Annotated in this window: 13 protein-coding genes; 8 read left to right on the top strand and 5 right to left on the bottom strand. The window is 75.2% G+C overall.

Features of this window, described 5'->3' with window-relative positions:
- Positions 1–569 precede the first annotated feature (569 nt).
- The 5 genes from ACFV04_RS07885 (at position 570) to ACFV04_RS07905 (ending at position 6,978) form a co-directional block, all read left to right on the top strand.
- Positions 570–2,807, top strand: a complete 2,238-nt coding sequence (locus ACFV04_RS07885; protein WP_380527624.1) for an MMPL family transporter — start codon at positions 570–572, stop codon at positions 2,805–2,807.
- A gap of 118 nt (positions 2,808–2,925) precedes the next feature.
- Positions 2,926–3,819: a phosphotransferase enzyme family protein gene (locus tag ACFV04_RS07890; protein WP_380345532.1), complete on the top strand. Its 894-nt coding sequence runs from the start codon at positions 2,926–2,928 to the stop codon at positions 3,817–3,819.
- A gap of 172 nt (positions 3,820–3,991) precedes the next feature.
- Positions 3,992–5,035: a polysaccharide deacetylase family protein gene (locus tag ACFV04_RS07895; RefSeq protein ID WP_380527558.1), complete on the top strand. Its 1,044-nt coding sequence runs from the start codon at positions 3,992–3,994 to the stop codon at positions 5,033–5,035.
- A gap of 100 nt (positions 5,036–5,135) precedes the next feature.
- Positions 5,136–6,005: a DUF3592 domain-containing protein gene (locus ACFV04_RS07900; protein ID WP_380527559.1), complete on the top strand. Its 870-nt coding sequence runs from the start codon at positions 5,136–5,138 to the stop codon at positions 6,003–6,005.
- 16 nt (positions 6,006–6,021) lie between these two features.
- Positions 6,022–6,978 (top strand): hypothetical protein, encoded by a 957-nt coding sequence (locus ACFV04_RS07905; RefSeq protein WP_380345538.1) that lies wholly within the window; start codon positions 6,022–6,024, stop codon positions 6,976–6,978.
- A 4-nt stretch (positions 6,979–6,982) separates the two neighbouring features.
- Here ACFV04_RS07905 and ACFV04_RS07910 read toward each other — a convergent pair whose 3' ends face one another.
- The 4 genes from ACFV04_RS07910 to ACFV04_RS07925 form a co-directional block, all read right to left on the bottom strand.
- On the bottom strand, positions 6,983–7,453 hold the full coding sequence (locus ACFV04_RS07910; RefSeq protein WP_380527561.1) for a GNAT family N-acetyltransferase: 471 nt from the start codon (positions 7,451–7,453) through the stop codon (positions 6,983–6,985).
- A 94-nt stretch (positions 7,454–7,547) separates the two neighbouring features.
- The gene (locus ACFV04_RS07915; protein ID WP_380527563.1) at positions 7,548–8,249 is read right to left on the bottom strand and encodes an exonuclease domain-containing protein; all 702 of its coding nucleotides are present in this window, start codon (positions 8,247–8,249) and stop codon (positions 7,548–7,550) included.
- A 201-nt stretch (positions 8,250–8,450) separates the two neighbouring features.
- Complete coding sequence (locus ACFV04_RS07920) at positions 8,451–9,389, bottom strand: GNAT family N-acetyltransferase (RefSeq protein WP_380527565.1); 939 nt, start codon at positions 9,387–9,389, stop codon at positions 8,451–8,453.
- A gap of 58 nt (positions 9,390–9,447) precedes the next feature.
- Complete coding sequence (locus tag ACFV04_RS07925; RefSeq protein WP_380345544.1) at positions 9,448–10,722, bottom strand: SAV2148 family HEPN domain-containing protein; 1,275 nt, start codon at positions 10,720–10,722, stop codon at positions 9,448–9,450.
- A gap of 441 nt (positions 10,723–11,163) precedes the next feature.
- On the opposite strand from ACFV04_RS07925, the gene glgX reads away from it, so the two are divergent.
- The 3 genes from glgX to treZ all read left to right on the top strand — a co-directional run bounded on the left by glgX (position 11,164) and on the right by treZ (position 17,673).
- Complete coding sequence (gene glgX, locus ACFV04_RS07930; protein WP_380345545.1) at positions 11,164–13,287, top strand: glycogen debranching protein GlgX; 2,124 nt, start codon at positions 11,164–11,166, stop codon at positions 13,285–13,287.
- 163 nt (positions 13,288–13,450) lie between these two features.
- Positions 13,451–15,940, top strand: coding sequence for a malto-oligosyltrehalose synthase (treY, locus tag ACFV04_RS07935; protein ID WP_380527568.1), 2,490 nt, complete (start codon positions 13,451–13,453; stop codon positions 15,938–15,940).
- On the top strand, positions 15,940–17,673 hold the full coding sequence (treZ, locus tag ACFV04_RS07940; protein ID WP_380527571.1) for a malto-oligosyltrehalose trehalohydrolase: 1,734 nt from the start codon (positions 15,940–15,942) through the stop codon (positions 17,671–17,673). The genes treY and treZ overlap by 1 nt, the downstream gene beginning before the upstream one ends.
- A 16-nt stretch (positions 17,674–17,689) precedes the next feature.
- Here the strand turns inward: treZ and ACFV04_RS07945 are convergent, their stop codons facing one another.
- Positions 17,690–18,583, bottom strand: a complete 894-nt coding sequence (locus ACFV04_RS07945; protein ID WP_380345550.1) for a transketolase family protein — start codon at positions 18,581–18,583, stop codon at positions 17,690–17,692.
- Positions 18,584–18,690: the final 107 nt, after the last annotated feature.

The raw sequence follows: 18,690 nt of genomic DNA on the forward strand, positions 1-18,690 counted from the left end.
GGGCATGGTTCACCGCAGCCCTTGGGGGACGGGACGCTGGGCGACGGCAGGACCGGCCCGGACGTGTCGGCGACACGCCCTTGCCGGTCGGCAGGTAAGTGGTGTGGGGCATCATCTTACGAGCACTTGCTTGCCGCCCGGCAAGGAGCCCCCGTATTCCAACCCCCCGTACAAGGGCCCCCCGAAACGGCCCCGACCCAGTTTCCCCCGGGCCCGACCCCCTTGACCTCGTGCTCCGGGTGGAGTCATCTCCCCCTCAGGGTGGAGTCGGGTCCCCTACCCCCGAGGAGGAGTTCTCGGGGTCGGAGGGTAGGGATAACCCCACCCCGCCCCCGAGGCCAGCCCCAGGGCAGCGTCACCCGCCAGCCGGATTACCCACCAACCCCCGCTTCCCTACTGTCTGTTGGGACGCCGGATCCGCACCCGGCGCGCAGCGGCAGGCGGCACCGGTGACCACGGCAGCCGCCGCCGCTCCCGTCCGGCGACGACCGCCGCACTCCCAGGGGGGACCTCCCGTGAAGCCCGTACCGCCCGCACCCGGCAAGGCCAGACTCGGCGTGGCTGCCGCGATGGGCGTCTGGAGCGCCCGGCACCGGAAGACCGCCGTCTTCGGCTGGCTGCTCTTCGTCGTGCTGGCCGCCGCGCTCGGCGGCATGCACGGCAGCACACAGGTGACCGACGCCGAGTCGATGCCCGGACAGGTCTCCCGGGCCGCGAAGATCCTCGACGAGGCCGGCCTGAAGAGTCCGGCGAGCGAGACCGTCCTCGTCCAGAGCGCCACCCGCAGCGCCGACGACCCCGACTTCCGTGCCGCCGTCGGCCAGGTGGTCACCGCCGTCGACGGCACCGGCAAGGCCGCCGAGGTCCGCTCGCCGTACGACACCAAGGCGGTCTCCCCCGACGGCCACTCCGCGCTCGTCCTGGTCACGCTCAAGGGCGACCGGGAGCAGGCCGTCGAGAACGTCACCTCCGTGATGGACGCGGTGGCCGGCGTGCAGACCCGCAACCCCGGCCTGACCGTGGTCGAGCTCGGCGACGCCAGCTCCGACAGGTGGATCCAGGACCAGTTCAAGAACGACTTCTCGCGCGCCGAGTGGACGGCCGTGCCGCTCGCCCTCGGCATCCTGCTGATCGCCTTCGGCGCGCTGGTCGCCGCCGTCCTGCCGGTGGTGCTCGCCCTGACCGCCTTCGTCGCGGCGTCCGGGCTGGTCGCGCTCAGCAGCGGCCTGCTGCACACCAGCAACGACGCCGGCTCGGTGATGCTGCTGGTCGGCCTCGCCGTCGGCGTCGACTACTGCCTCTTCTACCTGCGCCGCGAGCGCGAGGAGCGGGCCGCCGGGCACGACGCGCACACCGCGCTGACCGTCGCCGCCGCCACCAGCGGCCGGGCCGTGCTGGTCTCCGGCGTGACCGTGGTGGTCGCCATGGCCGGCATGTTCCTCACCGGGATCGCCGACTTCCGGGCGATGGCCTTCGCCACCATCCTGGTCGTGGTCACCGCCGTGCTCGGCTCGCTGACCGTGCTGCCCGCACTGCTGTCGATGCTCGGCGACCGGGTCGACCGGGGCCGGGTGCCCCTCCTCGCCGGGCTCCGCCGCCCGGACGCCGCGCGGACCGGCGGACGGTTCTGGAACGCCGTGCTGACCCCGGTGCTGCGCCGCCCGCTGGCCTCCACCCTGCTCGCCGGGGCCTTCCTGCTCGCCCTGGCCGCACCGCTGCTCACCATGCGCACCGCCAACCTCACCTTCCAGCAGCAGCTGCCCGCGGGAAACCCGCTGGTCACCGCCTCGCAGAAGATCGAGGCCGCGTTCCCCGGCAGCCCGGCCCCGGCCACCGTCGTCATCAAGGCCGCCGACATCGACTCCCCCGCGATGACCGCCGCGATCGCCGACCTCAAGGCGAAGGCGCTGGCCGGCGGACGGATGCACGGCCCGGTCGAGGTCACCGTGCACGCCGACCGGAACGTCGCCACCGTCGACATCCCGCTCAACGGCACCGGCAACGACGCCACCAGCAACGACGCGCTGAAGTCCCTGCGCGAGGACCTGGTGCCCTCGACCGTCCTCACGGTGCCCGGCACCGAGGCCCCGGTCACCGGGCGCACCGCCGGTTCGTACGACTTCAACGCCAAGATGACCGGCGCGATGCCGCTGGTCTTCGGCTTCGTGGTCGCCTTCGCCTTCCTGCTGATGCTCACGTCCTTCCGCTCACCGGTCGTGGCCGGCACCGCCGTGGTGCTCAACCTGCTCTCGGTGGGCGCCGCGTACGGGGTGCTGACGCTGGTCTTCCAGCACGGCGTGGGCGCCTCGTTGCTGGGCACCGCCGGGGTCGGCGCGGTGGAGTCCTGGGTGCCGCTGTTCCTCTTCGTGATCCTCTTCGGGCTCTCGATGGACTACCACGTCTTCGTGGTCTCCCGGATCAAGGAGGGCCACGACCGCGGACTGCCGACCCGGGAGGCCGTCGCCCACGGCATCCGCTCCACGGCCGGGGTGGTCACCAGCGCCGCGGTGATCATGGTCGCGGTGTTCGCGGTCTTCGGCACCCTGTCCATGCAGGCGATGAAGCAGATGGGCGTGGGCCTGGCGGTCGCCGTGCTGATCGACGCCACGGTGATCCGCGCGGTGCTGCTGCCCGCGGTGATGAGCCTGCTCGGCGACCGCAACTGGTACCTGCCGCGCTGGCTGAACCGGCTGCCGGACCTGTCGCACGGCGGGTCCGTCCCGCCGCCCGCCACCGCGACCGCCGGCCCCGGACGGCCCGCGGGCCCCGCGGACGGCACCGCCCGGCACCGGAAGGTCACGGTCTGAGCCCCCACCGGTGACACCGGTCACGCCGGGCCCCGCCACCCGCGGAGCCCGGCGTCCGTGCGTCATGATGATCACCGCCCGGGCCCCCGGGCGGACACCGCCGGAACGGAGCCCCGTCATGCCCCCCTTCGACGAGGGCCGCGCCCGGCTGCTGCTCGCCCGCGCCTGCGAGTCCGCCGGCCTGCCCGGCCCCGACGACGCCCGGCTGCTCGCGCTCGGCGAGAACGCCGTCTTCGACCTCGGCGACCCGGCCGTCGTCGCCAAGGTCGGCCGCGGCCCCGAGCTGTCCGAGCGGGCGCACCGCGAACTGGCCGTCGCCCACTGGCTGGCCGGGCAGGGCGTCCCGGTGGTGCGCCCGTACGACGCGGTGGCGCCCGAGCCACAGCTCGCCGACGGGCACCCGGTCACCCTCTGGCACCGGCTCCCGCCCGCCGTCCGCCCCGCCCGCCCGGTCGACCTCGCCCCGCTGCTGCGCGCCCTGCACCGGCTGCCGGTGCCGCCCGTCCCGCTCGGCCGGCGCGACCTGCTCGCCCCGGTGGAACGCTGGCTGGCCTCCGCCGAGGGCCACGTCGACCCCGCGGACGTCGCGTTCCTGCGCGAGCGCCGGGACGCCTTCGAAGCCGCCCTGCCCGGCCTCGCGCCGCGGCTGGGCCCCGGCGTGATCCACGGCGACGCGCTGCCGCGCAACGTCCACGTCGGCCCGGACGGGCCGGTGCTGCTCGACCTCGAATTCGTCGCCGACGACCTGCGCGAACACGACCTGGTGGTCCTCGCGCTCGCCCACGACCGCTACGGCGTGCCCGGCGAGGAGTACGACGCGTTCACCGCGGCGTACGGCTGGGACGTCCGCGACTGGCCCGGCTTCACCGTGCTGCGCGGCGCCCGGGAGACCGCCAGCGCCTCCTGGGTGGCGCAGCAGGCGGCGAGCAACCCGGCCGCCCTGGCGGAGTTCCGGCGGCGGGTCGACTCCCTGCGGGACGGCGCCACCGAGGTGCGCTGGTACCCGTTCTGACGGCCGGGCGATACCCCGGTCCGCGGCCGGACGCCAACCGGGGCGGGTGTGAGAAGAGTCCTGAAAGGGAGGGGTCCGGCGGGCAACCGGGGCACGTACGGTGGGCGTCCTACCGGACAGTCATCCTGACCCGAGGGATCGGCACCGAACTCGCACCTCAGGAGCCGCCACCATGCACAGGACCGCCCGACACCCCTTGCCCACGACCCGCCCGTCCCGCTCCCGGCACAGGCTGATCGCGGGCTGCGTCGCGGTGGCCGGCCTCCTGGGACTGACCGCGTGCGGCACCGCCAGCGGGGCGCTGCAGCCGTCGGGCGGCAGCACCGCCCGCTCCCCGATCGCCACCCGGCCGCCGGCCGCCGCCCAGCCCGGCACGGCCGCGGCCACCATCGCCCCGACGCCCGGCTCCGACGGGATCCCGCCCGCCCCCGGGGCCTCCTCGTCGGCTGCGCCGGCCGCCCCCGCGAAGCCCCGCACGCCCGGACCGGCCCGTTCCTCCTCCCCGGCCGCGCCGGCCACCACCCCCGACGCACCACCGGCCGCGGCCCCCATAGCCGGCTCCCCCGTCGCGTCCACCGCGCCCGCCGGGCCCGCCGCACCGCCCGAGCACCCCCGCGCGGGCACGGTGATCGGCTCCACCGCCTCCGGCGGCCGCACCGTCGCGCTCACCTTCGACGACGGCCCCGGCCCCGCGACCGGGCAGATCCTCGACCTGCTCGCCCAGTACCACGTCAAGGCCACGTTCTGCGAGATCGGCCAGAACGCCGCCGCCGACCCGGCCACGGTCAAGCGCGTCCTGGCCGCCGGACACCGGCTCTGCGACCACAGCGTCCACCACCCGCAGCCGTTCGCGAAGCTCCCGCACGACAAGGCCGCGTACGAGATCACCGCGGCCCGCGACATGATCGTCCAGGCCGGCGGCCCCGGCACCCGGGTCACCTGGTTCCGCGCCCCGGGCGGCGGCTTCAACGCCGACAACGAGCACATCACCGCGGGCCTCGGGATGTCCTCGCTCGGCTGGTCCGTCGACCCGCGCGACTGGTCCCGCCCCGGCGTTCCCGCCATCGTCTCCACCGTGCAGAACCAGCTCAGGCCGGGCGGCGTGATCCTCATGCACGACGGCGGCGGCGACCGCAGCCAGACCGTGGCCGCGCTCAAGCAGCTGCTGCCCTGGCTGATCGCCCAGGGGTACACCTTCGACTTCCCCGCAGGCTGAACCCTGTCCGGCCGAGAACTGCCCTCTGTTCGCCCGCCGTTCACCCCCTGAGCAGCGGGCGGCCGCGCTGCGCACCCGGACTCCGCCCTAGCATCCGGCCATGACGACGGACGGGCCCACGGGCGATCGACTCGCCCTCCGGGAACTGCGGATGGGCTTCGGCCGGACGCTCGCCACCGCCTGCAGCGGGCTGCTCTGCGCGGGCGCCGGATGGCTGCTGTCCACCGCCGTCGTCCTGATCGGCGGCCCCGACGACTGCGAGGTCCCGCCCTGCCACGGCGGCCCGATCACCGTCGTCCAGCTCCTCGGCGGAATCCTCGCCGCCGTCCTCGGCACGGTCGGCACGGCCCTCGGCACGGGCCGCGCGACGCCCGGATCGCCCCGGCGGCTGCCACTCGCCCCGGTGCTGCTCGTCTCCCTGGCCGTCGCCCTGCTCGGCGCCGCCCGAACCGGGGGCCGCACCCACCCCTGGCTGCTCGCCACCGCCGCACTCGCCCTCGCCGTCGCGGCGCCCGCCGCCGTCCTGGCCCGGCCGCGGCTCGCTCGGCAACGCCGCGCCTACCTCGCCGCCCTGGCCACCGCGCGGCGCCTGGAAGCGCACGGCGTCAGCACCGTCGGCACCGTCACGGCGACCGAGACGCTGCGCCCCGCCGAGGACCACAAGGTCGAACTCCGGCTCACCGTCCGGTACTTGACGCCCGACGGCACCGGGCACACCCGCAGGCACACCGGGACCTACCCCGTCCACGACGCTCCCCGCGCCGGCAGCCGGATCGCCGTCCGCTACGACCCCCGCGACCCGGCCACCGCCGCCGTCGGGGCCCCGCGGCCCGACACCGCTCCCCCGCGGGACGCCCGACCGCCGCTGACCGCCGAACTGGAACGCCTGGCCGCGCTCCACCGCGAAGGCTCCCTCGACGCGACCGAGTTCGAGCGCGCCAAAGCCGCCCTGCTCGACGGCCGGGGATGACCGTAGGGTGGCTGCCATGACCGGCCCCACCCCCACCGAACTCGTCGCCGCCGTACCGGGCCTGGCCCCGTACCTGCGGCCCGCCACGCTGCTCCACCCGTACGCCGCGACGCCCGACCCGCAGGCGAGCCGGATCGGCGGCCCGGCGCTGTGGCCGGCCGGCGAGCCCTGGCCGCACTGCACCGCGGGGCACCTGGTCGACGAGTACCGGGAGGTCCCCGCGGCCGACCGCGCCGTCTGGGAGGGCATCGACCGGGCACTGCGCGAGCGTGCCCGGGCCGGCGGCGACCCGCACGTCCTCACCGCCGACGAGGCCGCGGAGCGGCGCCGCATCATGGACGGCGGCAGCCTGGACCTGACCGACTGGCGCACCCACCGGACGGTCCCCGAACAGCCCGCCGCCGGGTGTGCCCTGGTGCCCCTCGCGCACCTGCGTGCCGAGGACGCCCCGCACCTGCCCTGGCCGGAGGGAACCGACCGGCTGCAGGTGCTCTGGTGCCCCAACGACCACCGGGACCTCCCGAACACGCGCCACTACTACGGCCCGAACGTCGAACTCCACTGGCAGCGTGGCACCGACCTCGCCCCGACCGTCCCCCCGGCACCCCGGCGCAGCGACGAGCGGTACCTGCCGACCCCGTGCGCGGTGCGCCCCGAGCAGATCGTGGACCTGCCGGACCAGGACGAGCTGCCCACAGAACTCCACGACGCCGCCGAGGAGTTCGCGCAGCGGTACGGCCTGGAGTACCACCGCGCGCTGTCCTGCGCAGAGGGCTGGAAGCTCGGCGGCTGGCCGTCCTGGCATTCCACCGACCTGGTCCCGGTCGACTGCGGCTGCGGCGCCCGGATGGTCCACCTGCTCACCGTGGACAGCAGCCTGGACCCGGACGTGTCCGTCGGGCGGTTCGCGGAACTGCACGTCTTCGTCTGCCCGGTGGACCTCGGGCACCCGGTCGGCCTGGACCTGCAGTAACCCCTCAGGCCAGGTCGAGCCGGTAGACCTGCCGGGAGCCGCCCTCCGGGCCCGGGTCGGCGGCCTCGGCCTGGGTGAAGCCCAGCCGTTCGTAGAAGACCCGGGCGCCGCTCGCCACCGCACCCGGGTGGTCCGCGCCGAAGGTGACCACCTCGACGACGGCCGGGGCCCGGACGTGGCGGCGCAGCGCGTCCGTGACCAGTTCCCGGCCGACGCCGGTTCCCCGGGCGCGTCCGGCGACGACCAGCCAGTGCAGGTGGTGCCGCGCGGGCCGGGCCCGGTCGGTCCCGAAGAGCAGGCCTCCGAGCAGCCCCCGGTCGTCCTCGACCACGGTGGCCAGGCCCCGGTCGGCACTGCGGACGACCGCGCGGTGGAAGCCGGGTTCGGCGACCATCGGGCCGAACCAGTGCTCGACCTCGGCGGCGAGGGCGAGGAAGCCGGGCAGGTCCGCAGGGCGGGCGAGGCGTACCGTCACCCGGGCAGTATGCCGGGAACGGCCGGGCCTGTCCGGCTGGGCTTTCCGGGCCTGCCGGGCCCTCGACGCCGGACGGGACCGGCCCTGTCCGGACCTAACGGGCGGGCCAGCGCGGGTCGACCACCGCCTGCGGGTCCTTGCCGCGGCGCAGCCAGGCCTGCAGGCCCTCCGCCCACGTCCGGTACCAGCCGATCTGCCGCCGGTGCAGTTCGGCGGGCGCGACCTCCCCCACCTCGGCCGGGTAGCGCTCGGCCAGGGCGACCGCGACCCGGACGGCGGCCAGCGCGTCGCTGCCCGCCTCGTGCGCGTCCGTCAGCTCCACCCCGTACACGTGGCAGACCCGCTGCAGGGTGCGCGAGCCCTTGCGGTACTTGTCCACGGCGCGGTCGATCACCAGCGCGTCGAGCACCGGCCCGACCGGCCCGCCCAGGCGCTCCGCGAGCGTCGCCAGCCCGTACCGCCGCAGCTCGGCGTCGAGCAGCGACAGGTCGAACGGCGCGTTGAACGCCACCACCGGCCGGCCGGCGGCGATCCGCTCGCACAGCGCCGCGGCTATCTCCTCCACCGCCTCCTCGGCCGGCCGCCCCTTGCTCCGCGCCACCTCGTCCCCGATCCCGTGGATCGCCTCCGCCTCGGCGGGTATCGGCACCCCGGGGTCGAGCAGCCAGTGCGCGGCGCCCGCCCGGGCGGCCCCGACCGTGTCCACGAGCGCGGCCGTGACGATGCGGTCCACGGCCGGGTCGGTGCCCGTGGTCTCCAGGTCGAAGCCGACCAGTGGCTGCTGCCACCAGCTCATCAGGTGTGTCCTTCCGTCCTACGGCTCGAAACAGCCCCTATCATCACCCGCCCCACCGACAACCCGGCCCACGGGTCGCCCGCTCCCCCGTCCGGCGGGCGGACGTTCCGCATGCGCAGGACGGTCGGGGGCGGCCGGGTGGCGGCCTCGGGAGGCCTCGGGGGCGACCGGGCAGGGCCCCTCCGGCAGGGCCCGGCGGGCCTACGGTGCGCCGACCAGTCGGCGGGCCTCGGCGAGGACGTCGGCGTCCACTTCCTCCCGGGAGCGCGGGCCGTACGCCAGGATGTCGTACTCGTCGTCGAGACAGGAGAGCGGATCGGCCTCGTCCAGCTCGTGCCCGAAGCACTGGTGGACCAGGCGGGTCAGCTCCCGGGCCGTCATCTTCCCGTCCAGGAACCGCGCGGCGAGCGCCCGCAGCGCGGCCCCGTCGGCGGAGCGGCTGCCGTGGGGGTGGAAGACCAGGCCCTGTTCGGCCAGCGCGGGCGGCAGCAGGTCGTCCAGGTCGGTGAAGGCCTCGCCGTAGGAGCAGGCGGCCAGTTCGCGCAGGGCCGGGCCGTCGAGCCCGGCGACCAGGGCCTCGCAGGCCGCGTCGATCACCGTGCGGCCGGTGGCGGCACCGGTGCTCCACAGGTCGGACTGCTCCTGGAGGCGGGTGCGGGCCCGGTCCGGGGTGGTCGCGGGGCCTGGTCCGGGGGCCGGGCGGTACAGGTGGACGTCGACCGGGTCCTCGTCGACGACCGTGAAGCCGTGCCGCTCGTAGAACCGTCGGGCGGCGCTGCCCCGCAGGACGGTCAGGCGCACCGGTTCCCGAGCGGCGTCGGCGTCGGCGAGGAGGCGGCGCAGCACGGCGGTGCCGAGGCCGCGGCCCTGCAGGTGCGGGGCGAGGTAGAACAGTTCCAGGTGGCGTCCGCCCCTCCCGTCGGGGCGGACGGTGACGGAGCCCGCGAAGGCGCCCTCGACCAGCAGCACGGACGTCCACCTGGTGGAGAAGGCGTCCGCCACCCGCCGTCGGGACCGGTCCGGGTCCCAGCGGCCGAGGCGTTCCAGGTCGGCGCGCATGACCTGGTCCTTGAGGTCGGTGATGCGTGCGAGGTCGTCCGACGCGGCGGGTACCAGGGTCCAGGCGGGAAGGCTGTTCACGGCCCGCAGTCTGGCAGCCGGGCCACCCCGCGACCAGGGGGTTTCCGGGCCGCGCGGCTCAGGACACCGGCCGGGAGTCCGCCCAGATCCCTTCGAACTCCTCGCGGTAGACCTCCAGCAGCCCGGGTTCGGTGCCGCCGGGCTGCTGGCCGGCGCCGCCGCGCAGCACCAGGGCCGGGGACTCCATGCCGCGGGCGCGGCGCAGGTAGGGCTGGACGACGCCGAGGTCGCGGCCCTGCCGGCGGCCGCCCGCCGGGCCGCCGGCCCGGGGGCCCTCGACCAGGTAGGCGGTGAAGCGCGGGGTCTCGTCGAAGACCCGGATCTCGAAGCCGCCCTGGTCCCGCAGCCGGGCCCTGACCCGCCGCACGTGCATGATGTTCATCTCGATCGAGCGCGACAACTCGTTCCGCCCGAGGCCGAGTTCGCGTTCCCGTCGGCGCACCGCGCTGCTCGCCGGGTTGAGGAAGAGCAGCCGCACCCGGCAGCCCTCCCCGGCCAGTCGCACCAGGCGCTTGCCGGTGTAGTTCTGGCAGAGCATGCCGAGGCCGATGCCGAGCGCGTCCAGCCGCCGGGCGCCGTCCAGCAGGTCCTCGACCGGCAGGTCGCGCTGCAGCCGCACCCGGTCGGCGTGCACCGCGACCACGTCGGCGTAGCGGCCGGCCACCAGGGACTCGACCACGTCGGCGGGCACTCCGCCCGCGCCGCCGTCCAGGACGGCCAGCAGCCGGGCGGCGGCGCGCTCGGTCTGCGCCAGGACGGTCTGGGTGAGCACCCGGTTGCGGGAGACCACGTGGCGGGCCACTTCCAGTTCGTCCAGCGCGAGTTCGATCTCGCGCCGGTCGGCCAGGTAGGGCTCGAAGCAGGGCCAGTGCTGGACCATCAGCTCGCGCAGCTGGGGGAGGGTCAGGAAGACCAGCGGGTCGTCGTCGGCGGGGTCGAGCAGGTAGCCCTTGCGGCGGCTGACCTCGCGCACGGCCCCGGCGCGGTGCGCCCACTCCTCGCCGGCCGGTCCGGCGGCGGCGGTGACCCAGTCCTCGCCGTGCGCGGGGGCGTAGATCGGGTGCAGCACCTCGTCGACGAGGGAGCGCAGCCGCTGCTCGACGAGGTTGAGCCAGACGTAGGCGCGGCCGGACAGCCGGACCCGCTGGTAGGCGTCCTCCCACTCGGCGGCGGACCAGGCCAGCGCCGGTATCTCGACCGGTCCGCTCTGGGCGGGCACCAGCGCGCGGCCGGTCATGGCGGGGCGCATGACCACCGTGGGGGCCTCGGCGCGGGCCGCGCCCCGGTCGGGGCCGTCGGGGCCGGAGCCACGGCCGCCGGCGGGGAACACCATGCGCCACCTCATCTGCTTGCTGCGGCCGACCCCCGCGGGTGCGGGGACCGTTGACGGGCTGTCGAGAGTCCGTAAGGCCGGGCGGCCGGACGATCAAGGGTACTGCCCGTCGCGAGCCGACCGCAGCCGGATCGTCGACGGCCGCGCCCCGCAGCGCGGGGCCTGAGGCCCGCACCGGTGGCCCCGGCGGCCCCGCCCCACCCGCACCACTCTTCACACGAATGCCCGCCGGACACTCGTTCGGACCAACCCTGGCCGGTTCTCCCGGCCGCCGGGGAAGGGCTCCGGAATCATGCGGGCTGTGCCGTGCGTCACGGCACGCGAACAGCGCACATGCCCGGCCGCCCGGCCGGGAAGAGAGCGTCCGGGTCCGGGCACATGATCGGACCGATTGTCGGACTACCTGTCAGTTTCCATATGCAGTAAGGAAGTTGAGGAGTCATGCAGGTCTGGCCCGGTACGCCCTACCCGCTCGGCGCCACCTACGACGGGGCCGGCACCAACTTCGCCGTGTTCTCCGAGGGCGCCGACCGCATCGAGCTGTGCCTGCTCGACGAGAACGGCTCCGAGACCGCCGTCGAACTGCGCGAGACGGACGCCTTCGTCCGGCACGCCTACCTCCCGGGCGTCCAGCCCGGCCAGCGCTACGGCTTCCGCGTGCACGGCCCGTACAACCCCGGCCTGGGCCAGCGGCACAACAGCGCCAAGCTGCTCCTGGACCCGTACGCCAAGGCGATGAGCGGGCACATCGACTGGGACGAGTCCGTCTACGGCTACCACTTCGGCGCGCCCGAGCGCCGCAACGACCTCGACTCCGCCCCGCACACCATGCACTCGGTGGTGATCAACCCCTACTTCGACTGGGGCACCGACCGGCCGCCGCGCACCGACTACCACCGCACCGTCATCTACGAGGCCCACGTCAAGGGCCTCACCCGGCTGCACCCGGGCATCCCCGAGGAGATCCGCGGCACCTACGCCGGCCTGGCCCACCCGGCGGTGATCGAACACCTGGCCAAGCTCGGCGTCACCGCGATCGAGCTGATGCCGGTCCACCAGTTCGTCCGCGACCACCGGCTGCGCGACCTCGGCCTCGCCAACTACTGGGGCTACAACACCGTCGGCTTCTTCGCCCCGCACTCCTCCTACTCCTCCACCGGCGACCGCGGCCAGCAGGTGCAGGAGTTCAAGTCGATGGTCAAGGCACTGCACGCGGCCGGCATCGAGGTGATCCTGGACGTCGTCTACAACCACACCGCCGAGGGCAACCACCTGGGCCCGACGCTGTCGCTGCGCGGCCTGGACAACGTCTCCTACTACCGCCTCGCCCAGGACCAGCGCTTCTACGAGGACACCACCGGCACCGGCAACAGCCTGCTGATGCGCAGCCCGCACGTGCTCCAGCTGATCATGGACTCGCTGCGCTACTGGGTCACCGAGATGCGCGTCGACGGCTTCAGATTCGACCTCGCCGCCACCCTCGCCCGTCAGTTCCACGAGGTGGACCGGCTCTCCTCGTTCTTCGACCTGGTCCAGCAGGACCCGGTGGTCTCCCAGGCCAAGCTGATCGCCGAGCCGTGGGACCTCGGCGAGGGCGGCTACCAGGTCGGCAACTTCCCGCCGCTGTGGACCGAGTGGAACGGCATGTACCGGGACACCGTGCGCGACCTGTGGCGCGGCGAGAACGCCACCCTCGCCGAGTTCGGCTCCCGGCTCACCGGCTCCTCCGACCTCTACCAGGACGACGGCCGCCGCCCGATCGCCTCCATCAACTTCGTCACCTGCCACGATGGCTTCACGCTGCGCGACCTGGTCTCCTACAACGAGAAGCGCAACCAGGCCAACGGCGAGGACAACCGCGACGGCGAATCCTTCAACCGCTCCTGGAACTGCGGCGTCGAGGGCCCCGCCGACGACCCGGCCGTCGAGGAACTGCGGGCCCGCCAGCAGCGCAACTTCATCGCCACCCTGATGCTCTCCCAGGGCGTGCCGATGCTCTCGCACGGCGACGAGCTGGGCCGCACCCAGCTGGGCAACAACAACGCCTACTGCCAGGACAACGAACTCGCCTGGGTGCACTGGCCGGAGGGCGACGGGGCGCCGGCGCGGCTGCTGGAGTTCACCCAGGGGATGATCTGGCTGCGCCGCGACCACCCGGTGTTCCGGCGGCGGCGGTTCTTCCACGGCCGGCCGGTGTCCGCCTCCGGCGGGTTCGACGACCTCACCGACATCGCCTGGTTCACCCCGACCGGGGCGGAGATGACCAAGCGCAACTGGGGTGCCAGCTACGCCAAGTCGCTGACCGTCTTCCTCAACGGCCACGCGATCTCCGAGCCGGACCGGCGCGGCGGGCGGATCGTCGACGACTCCTTCCTGCTGATGTTCAACGCGCACTTCGAACCGCTGGAGTTCACCGTGCCCGCCGGCCACGGCCAGGAGTGGCAGGTCGTGGTCGACACCGCGCAGCCCCGGCTGCCCGCCCCGGGGACGGGGGCGCGGGTCAAGGCGGGGGACACGCTGTGGCTCGTCGACCGCTCGCTGATGGTGCTGCAACGGCCGGCGTAGCGGACGCGGCGCAGCACGGCAGCGCTGCAGGCCGGCAGCACTGCAGCACGGCAGGCCGGCAGCACGACGGGCCGGGCGGTCGGCGAACCCGGCGGCGACGCGGTCACCTGTTCGGGTCAGCAGCGGGTCTTGGCGGCGGGCTCCCCCGGGTACCTATGGAGCTATGACCTCCGCCGCCGAGCCCGCGCAGCCCCGCCCGGCCGCCACCGTCCCGACCACCCCCGCACCGGCCGCACCCGTCCGGACCACCGCCGTCCCGACCGCCAGCTACCGCCTCCAGCTCCAGCCCGGCTTCACCCTCCGCGACGCCACCGCCGCCGTCCCCTACCTGGCCGCCCTCGGCGTCTCCCACCTGCACCTGTCCCCGCTGCTGGAGGCCGTCCCCGGCTCCACCCACGGCTACGACACCGTCGACCACACCCGGGTCGCCGAACAGCTCGGCGGCGAGGCGGCGCTGCGCGCGCTGGCCGCCGCCGCGCACGGGCACGGGCTGCGGCTGATCGCCGACGTGGTGCCCAACCACATGGCCGTGCCCGTCCCCGAGCGGCTCAACCGCCCGCTCTGGCAGGTGCTGCGCGACGGCCCCGACTCGCCGTACGCGCGCTGGTTCGACATCGACTGGACCGCCCAGCCCGGCCCCGCCGACGCCCCCGGGCGCGGCCGGGTGCTGCTGCCGCTGCTCGGCGACCGGCTCGGCGCCGTCCTGGACCAGCTCACCGTCGACGGCGGGACCCTGCGCTACCACCGGCACGAGCTGCCGCTGCGCCCCGGCACCGCATCGCTGCCGCTGCCCGAGCTGCTCGCCCGCCAGTGGTACCGGCTCGCCTGGTGGCGCCTGGCCCGCACCGAGCTCAACTACCGGCGCTTCTTCACCGTCAACGAGCTGATCGCGCTGCGGGTCGAGGACCCGGAGGTGTTCGCCGCCACCCACGCCGTCCTGCTGGGGCTGCACGCCGACGGCGTCCTGGACGGCTTCCGGATCGACCACCCGGACGGCCTCGCCGACCCGCGCGGCTACCTGCGCCGGCTCGCGGCCGCCACCGGCGGGGCGTACGTGGTGGTCGAGAAGATCCTCACCGGTGAGGAGCGGCTGCCCGAGGACTGGCCGGTCGCCGGCACCACCGGCTACGACGCGCTGCGCCGCATCGACGGCGTGCTCACCGACCACGCGGGCGCCTGCCGGCTGGCCGGGGCGTACGAGTCGTTCCTGCGCGGCGGCCCGGTCCGGGACCCGTGCGAGGACCCGCACCCGGCGGTCGCCGCCGCCCGGCGCGGCCGGGCCGACATGACCGGGGCGGACGGCGAACTCGCCGCCGAGATCGAGCGGCTGGTGCGGATCGCGCTGCGGATCGGCGCCGCCGAGCCGGCCCACGCCGACCACGCGCCCTGGCAGCTGCGCGCGGCGCTCGGGCGGCTGCTCACCGGCTACCCGGTGTACCGCCCGTACGCGCGGCCCGGCGAGGCCGCGCCCGCCGCCTCGCAGGAACAGCTGCGGACGGCCCTGGACGGCTCCGAGGACCCCACCGACCGCCTGGTGGCGGCGCTGGCCCTCGGCGGGCTGGGCCGCGGGGAGGACCACGACGAGTTCTGCGTCCGCTTCGCCCAGACCGCCGCCGCGGTGGCCGCCAAGGGCGTCGAGGACACCGCCTTCTACCGCTGGAACGCGCTGCCCGGCCTCAACGAGGTCGGCGGCGAGCCCGCCCGGCCCGGACTGGGCCCGGCGGACTTCCACGACTGGTGCCGCCGGCAGGAGCGCGACTGGCCGCACGGCATGACCGTGCTCTCCACCCACGACACCAAGCGCAGCGCCGACGCCCGCGCCCGGCTCGCCGTCCTCGCCGAGCAGCCGCAGTCCTGGGCCTCCGAGGCCGCCGCCTGGTCCACCGCGGCCGGCCCCGCCGCGCCCGGCCTCGACCGCGACGCCGACTGGCTGCTCTGGCACACCCTGGTCGCCGCCTGGCCGATCACCCCGGACCGGCTGGTCGCCGCCCTGCTCAAGGCCGTCCGCGAGGCCAAGCTGCACACCTCCTGGACCGCGCCCGCCCCCGGGTACGAGCGGGCGCTGGAGGAGCGGGCCCGCGCCGTCCACGGCAATCCCGGGCTGCTCCCCCGGATCGAGGGCACGGTGCGGGCCATCGCCCCGCACGCCCGGTCCAACACCCTCGCCGCCGCCCTGCTGCACCTCACCGTGCCCGGCGTGCCCGACCTCTACCAGGGCAGCGAGGAGCCGCTGTACACGCTGGTGGACCCGGACAACCGGGGTGTGGTGGACCTCGGCGCGCTCGCCGTCCGGCTCACCGACTCGGCGGCGGCGCGCCCCGGCGACCTCGCCCGCGAGAAGCTGCACCTCACCACCACCGCGCTGCACCTGCGCCGCTCCCGCCCGCTCGGCCCGTACCGGCCGCTGTCCGCCACCGGACCGGCCGCCGACCACCTGCTGGCCTTCGCCCGGGGGGACGACACGGTCACCGCCGTCACCCGGCTGCCGTACGGGCTGGAGCGCGCGGGCGGCTGGCGGGACACCGTGCTGGAGCTGCCGGCGGGCGGGCCGTGGACGGACGAGCTGACGCTGCGCGCCTTCCCCGCCGGGGCGGTCCCGGTGGCCGAGCTGCTGACGGGGTACCCGGTGGCGCTGCTGACGAGGAGGGGCTGATGCCGGTCCGCGAGGTGTGGGCACCCCACGCCGTTTCCCGGGTCCAGGTCGAAGTCGACGGCGTGGCGCACGAGTTGGACCGCTGCGCCGACCGCGACGGCTGGTGGTCCGGCGAGGCCCCGGGCGGCGACTACGCCTTCCGTCTCGACGACGGTCCGCCGCTGCCCGACCCCCGTTCGGCCCGCCAGCCGCACGGCCCGGACGGCCCCAGCCGCCCGGTGGACCACACCGCGTTCCACTGGTCCGAGACCGGCCGGCAGGGCCGCGCGCTGCCCGGCGCGGTGCTGTACGAGCTGCACGTCGGCACCTTCACCACCCGCGGCACCTTCGACGCCGCCGCCGAACGCCTGGACCACCTGGTCGAGTTGGGCGTCGACTTCGTCGAACTGATGCCGGTCTGCCCGTTCCCCGGCCGGCACGGCTGGGGCTACGACGGGGTCTCCCTCTGGGCCGTCCACGAGCCCTACGGCGGGCCCGAGGGCCTCAAACGCTTCGTCGACGCCGCCCACCGCAAGGGCCTCGGCGTGATCCTGGACGTGGTGCACAACCATCTCGGCCCGTCCGGCAACCACCTCCCCGCGTACGGCCCGTACTTCACCGACCGGCACCACACCCCGTGGGGCTCCGCGGTGAACCTGGACGCGCCCGGCTCGGACGAGGTGCGCGCGTACCTCATCGGCAGTGCGCTGGCCTGGCTGCGCGACTACCGGATCGACGGCCTGCGGCTGGACGCCGTGCACGCCCTCGCGGACGACCGGGCGGTCCACTTCCTGGAGGAACTCTCCCACGAGGTCGACACCTTGGCCGTCACCACGAACCGCCCGCTGTTCCTGATCGCCGAGTCCGACCTCAACACCCCCCGCACCACGGCCCCGCGCGAGGCCGGCGGCCAGGGCCTCGCCGCCCAGTGGAGCGACGACTTCCACCACGCCCTGCACTGCGCGCTGACCGGCGAGTCCCAGGGCTACTACGGGGACTTCGCCCGCGCGCCGCTCGCCGCCGTCGCCAGGACGCTCACCCGCGGGTTCTTCCACGACGGCACCTGGTCCTCCTTCCGCGGACGCAGCCACGGACGACCGTTCCCCACCGGGGAGGGCCACCGGCTGCTCGGCTACCTGCAGACCCACGACCAGGTCGGCAACCGGGCGCTCGGGGACCGCCTCTCCACCACGCTGCCCGTCGGCCGGCTCGCCTGCGGCGCCGCGCTGGTGCTCACCTCGCCGTTCACCCCGATGCTGTTCATGGGCGAGGAGTGGGGCGCCGCCACCCCCTGGCAGTACTTCACCGACCACACCGACCCGGATCTCGCCGAGGCCGTCCGCCGCGGCCGGCGCCGGGAGTTCGCCGAACACGGCTGGGCCGCCGAGGCCGTCCCCGACCCGCAGGAGCCCGCCACCGTGCTGCGCTCCGTCCTCGACTGGACCGAGCTCCGGCGCGCCCCGCACACCGAACTGCTCAGCTGGTACCGGACGTTGGTCCGCCTGCGGCACGAACGTCCGGAGCTCGCCGACCCCGACCTCGGCGCGGTGCGGGTCGAGTACGAGGAAGCGGCCGGCCGGCTGGTGGTGCACCGCGGACCGTACCGGGTCGCGGTCAACCTCGGGCCCGCGGAGGCCGCGCTGCCGCTGGGGGCCGCGGGACGCGAGGTGGTCGCGGCCTTCGGACCCGCGGCGCTGGACGGGACGTCGGTACGGCTCGGCCCGGACGCGGCGGCCGTGGTCCTGACCGGCTGACCGGCTGGACGACCGGTCACCGGAGGAAGGCGCCGATCCGCTCCCGCAGTGCGGGCGCGTCCAGGCCGTAGGCGGCCAGGTGCTCCGGGATCGAGCCGTAGTGCCGGTGCTCCTCGCGCGGCACCCCCAGGCCCAGCACCCGGTGCGGACGGTCGGCCAGCGCCTCGTGCGCCTCGTGCGCCGAGGTGCCCGCCAGGTACGGCTCGACCAGCACCACATCCGCCCGCTCGCCGACCGCCGCCCGCAGCCCGGCCGCGTCGAAGGGGCGCACCGTCGTCGCGTACAGCACGGTGACGTCCAGGCCCTCGGTGGCGGCGAGCACCGCGTCCAGCATCGGGCCGACCGCCAGGACCACGCCGCGCGAGCCGGTGCGGACGGTGGTGAAGCGGCCGGGCTCGACCGCCACCGGCGCCGCGTTCTGGTGCGCCGAGAGCCGGACGTACACGGTGCGGTCGCCGTCCGCGTAGGCGTGGCGCAGCAGTTGCTCGGCCTCGTCCGGGTGACCGGGGACGTGGACGGTCCAGTCCGGCAGGGTGTCCAGCAGGGCGACGTCCCCGGGGGACATGTGGGTGCGGCCGCCGGCCGGCCAGTCGTACGAGCCGGCCGCGCTCACCAGGACGGCGCCGACGCCCTGGTGGGTCAGGTCCAACTTGACCTGCTCGAAGGGTCGTTCGATCAGGAAGCTGGCGAACGTGTGCGCGATCGGACGCATGCCGCTCAGCGCCAGACCGCCCGCGGCGCCGATCAGCAGCTGCTCCCGGATGCCGACGTTGACCACCCGGTCCGGGTGACGCTCCTGGGCCGGGGTGAAGGCGGCCGCGGTGATGTCGGCGAGCACGACGGCCAGCCGGGGGTCCTCGTCCAGCAGGCGGGTGGTGACGTCGACGAAGCGGTCGCGCATGGTGTCCATCGGGAAGTTCCTTTCACGGGTGCGGTCTTGGCGTACCCGTCCGGGCCCCCTTCGGAGGCCGGACGGTCGGGCGGTCGAACAATCAGGCGGTCGGGCGGTCAGGCGTC

Origin of the sequence: Kitasatospora sp. NPDC059599, from assembly GCF_042735125.1 — a bacterium.
Classification (GTDB): Bacteria; Actinomycetota; Actinomycetes; order Streptomycetales; family Streptomycetaceae; genus Kitasatospora.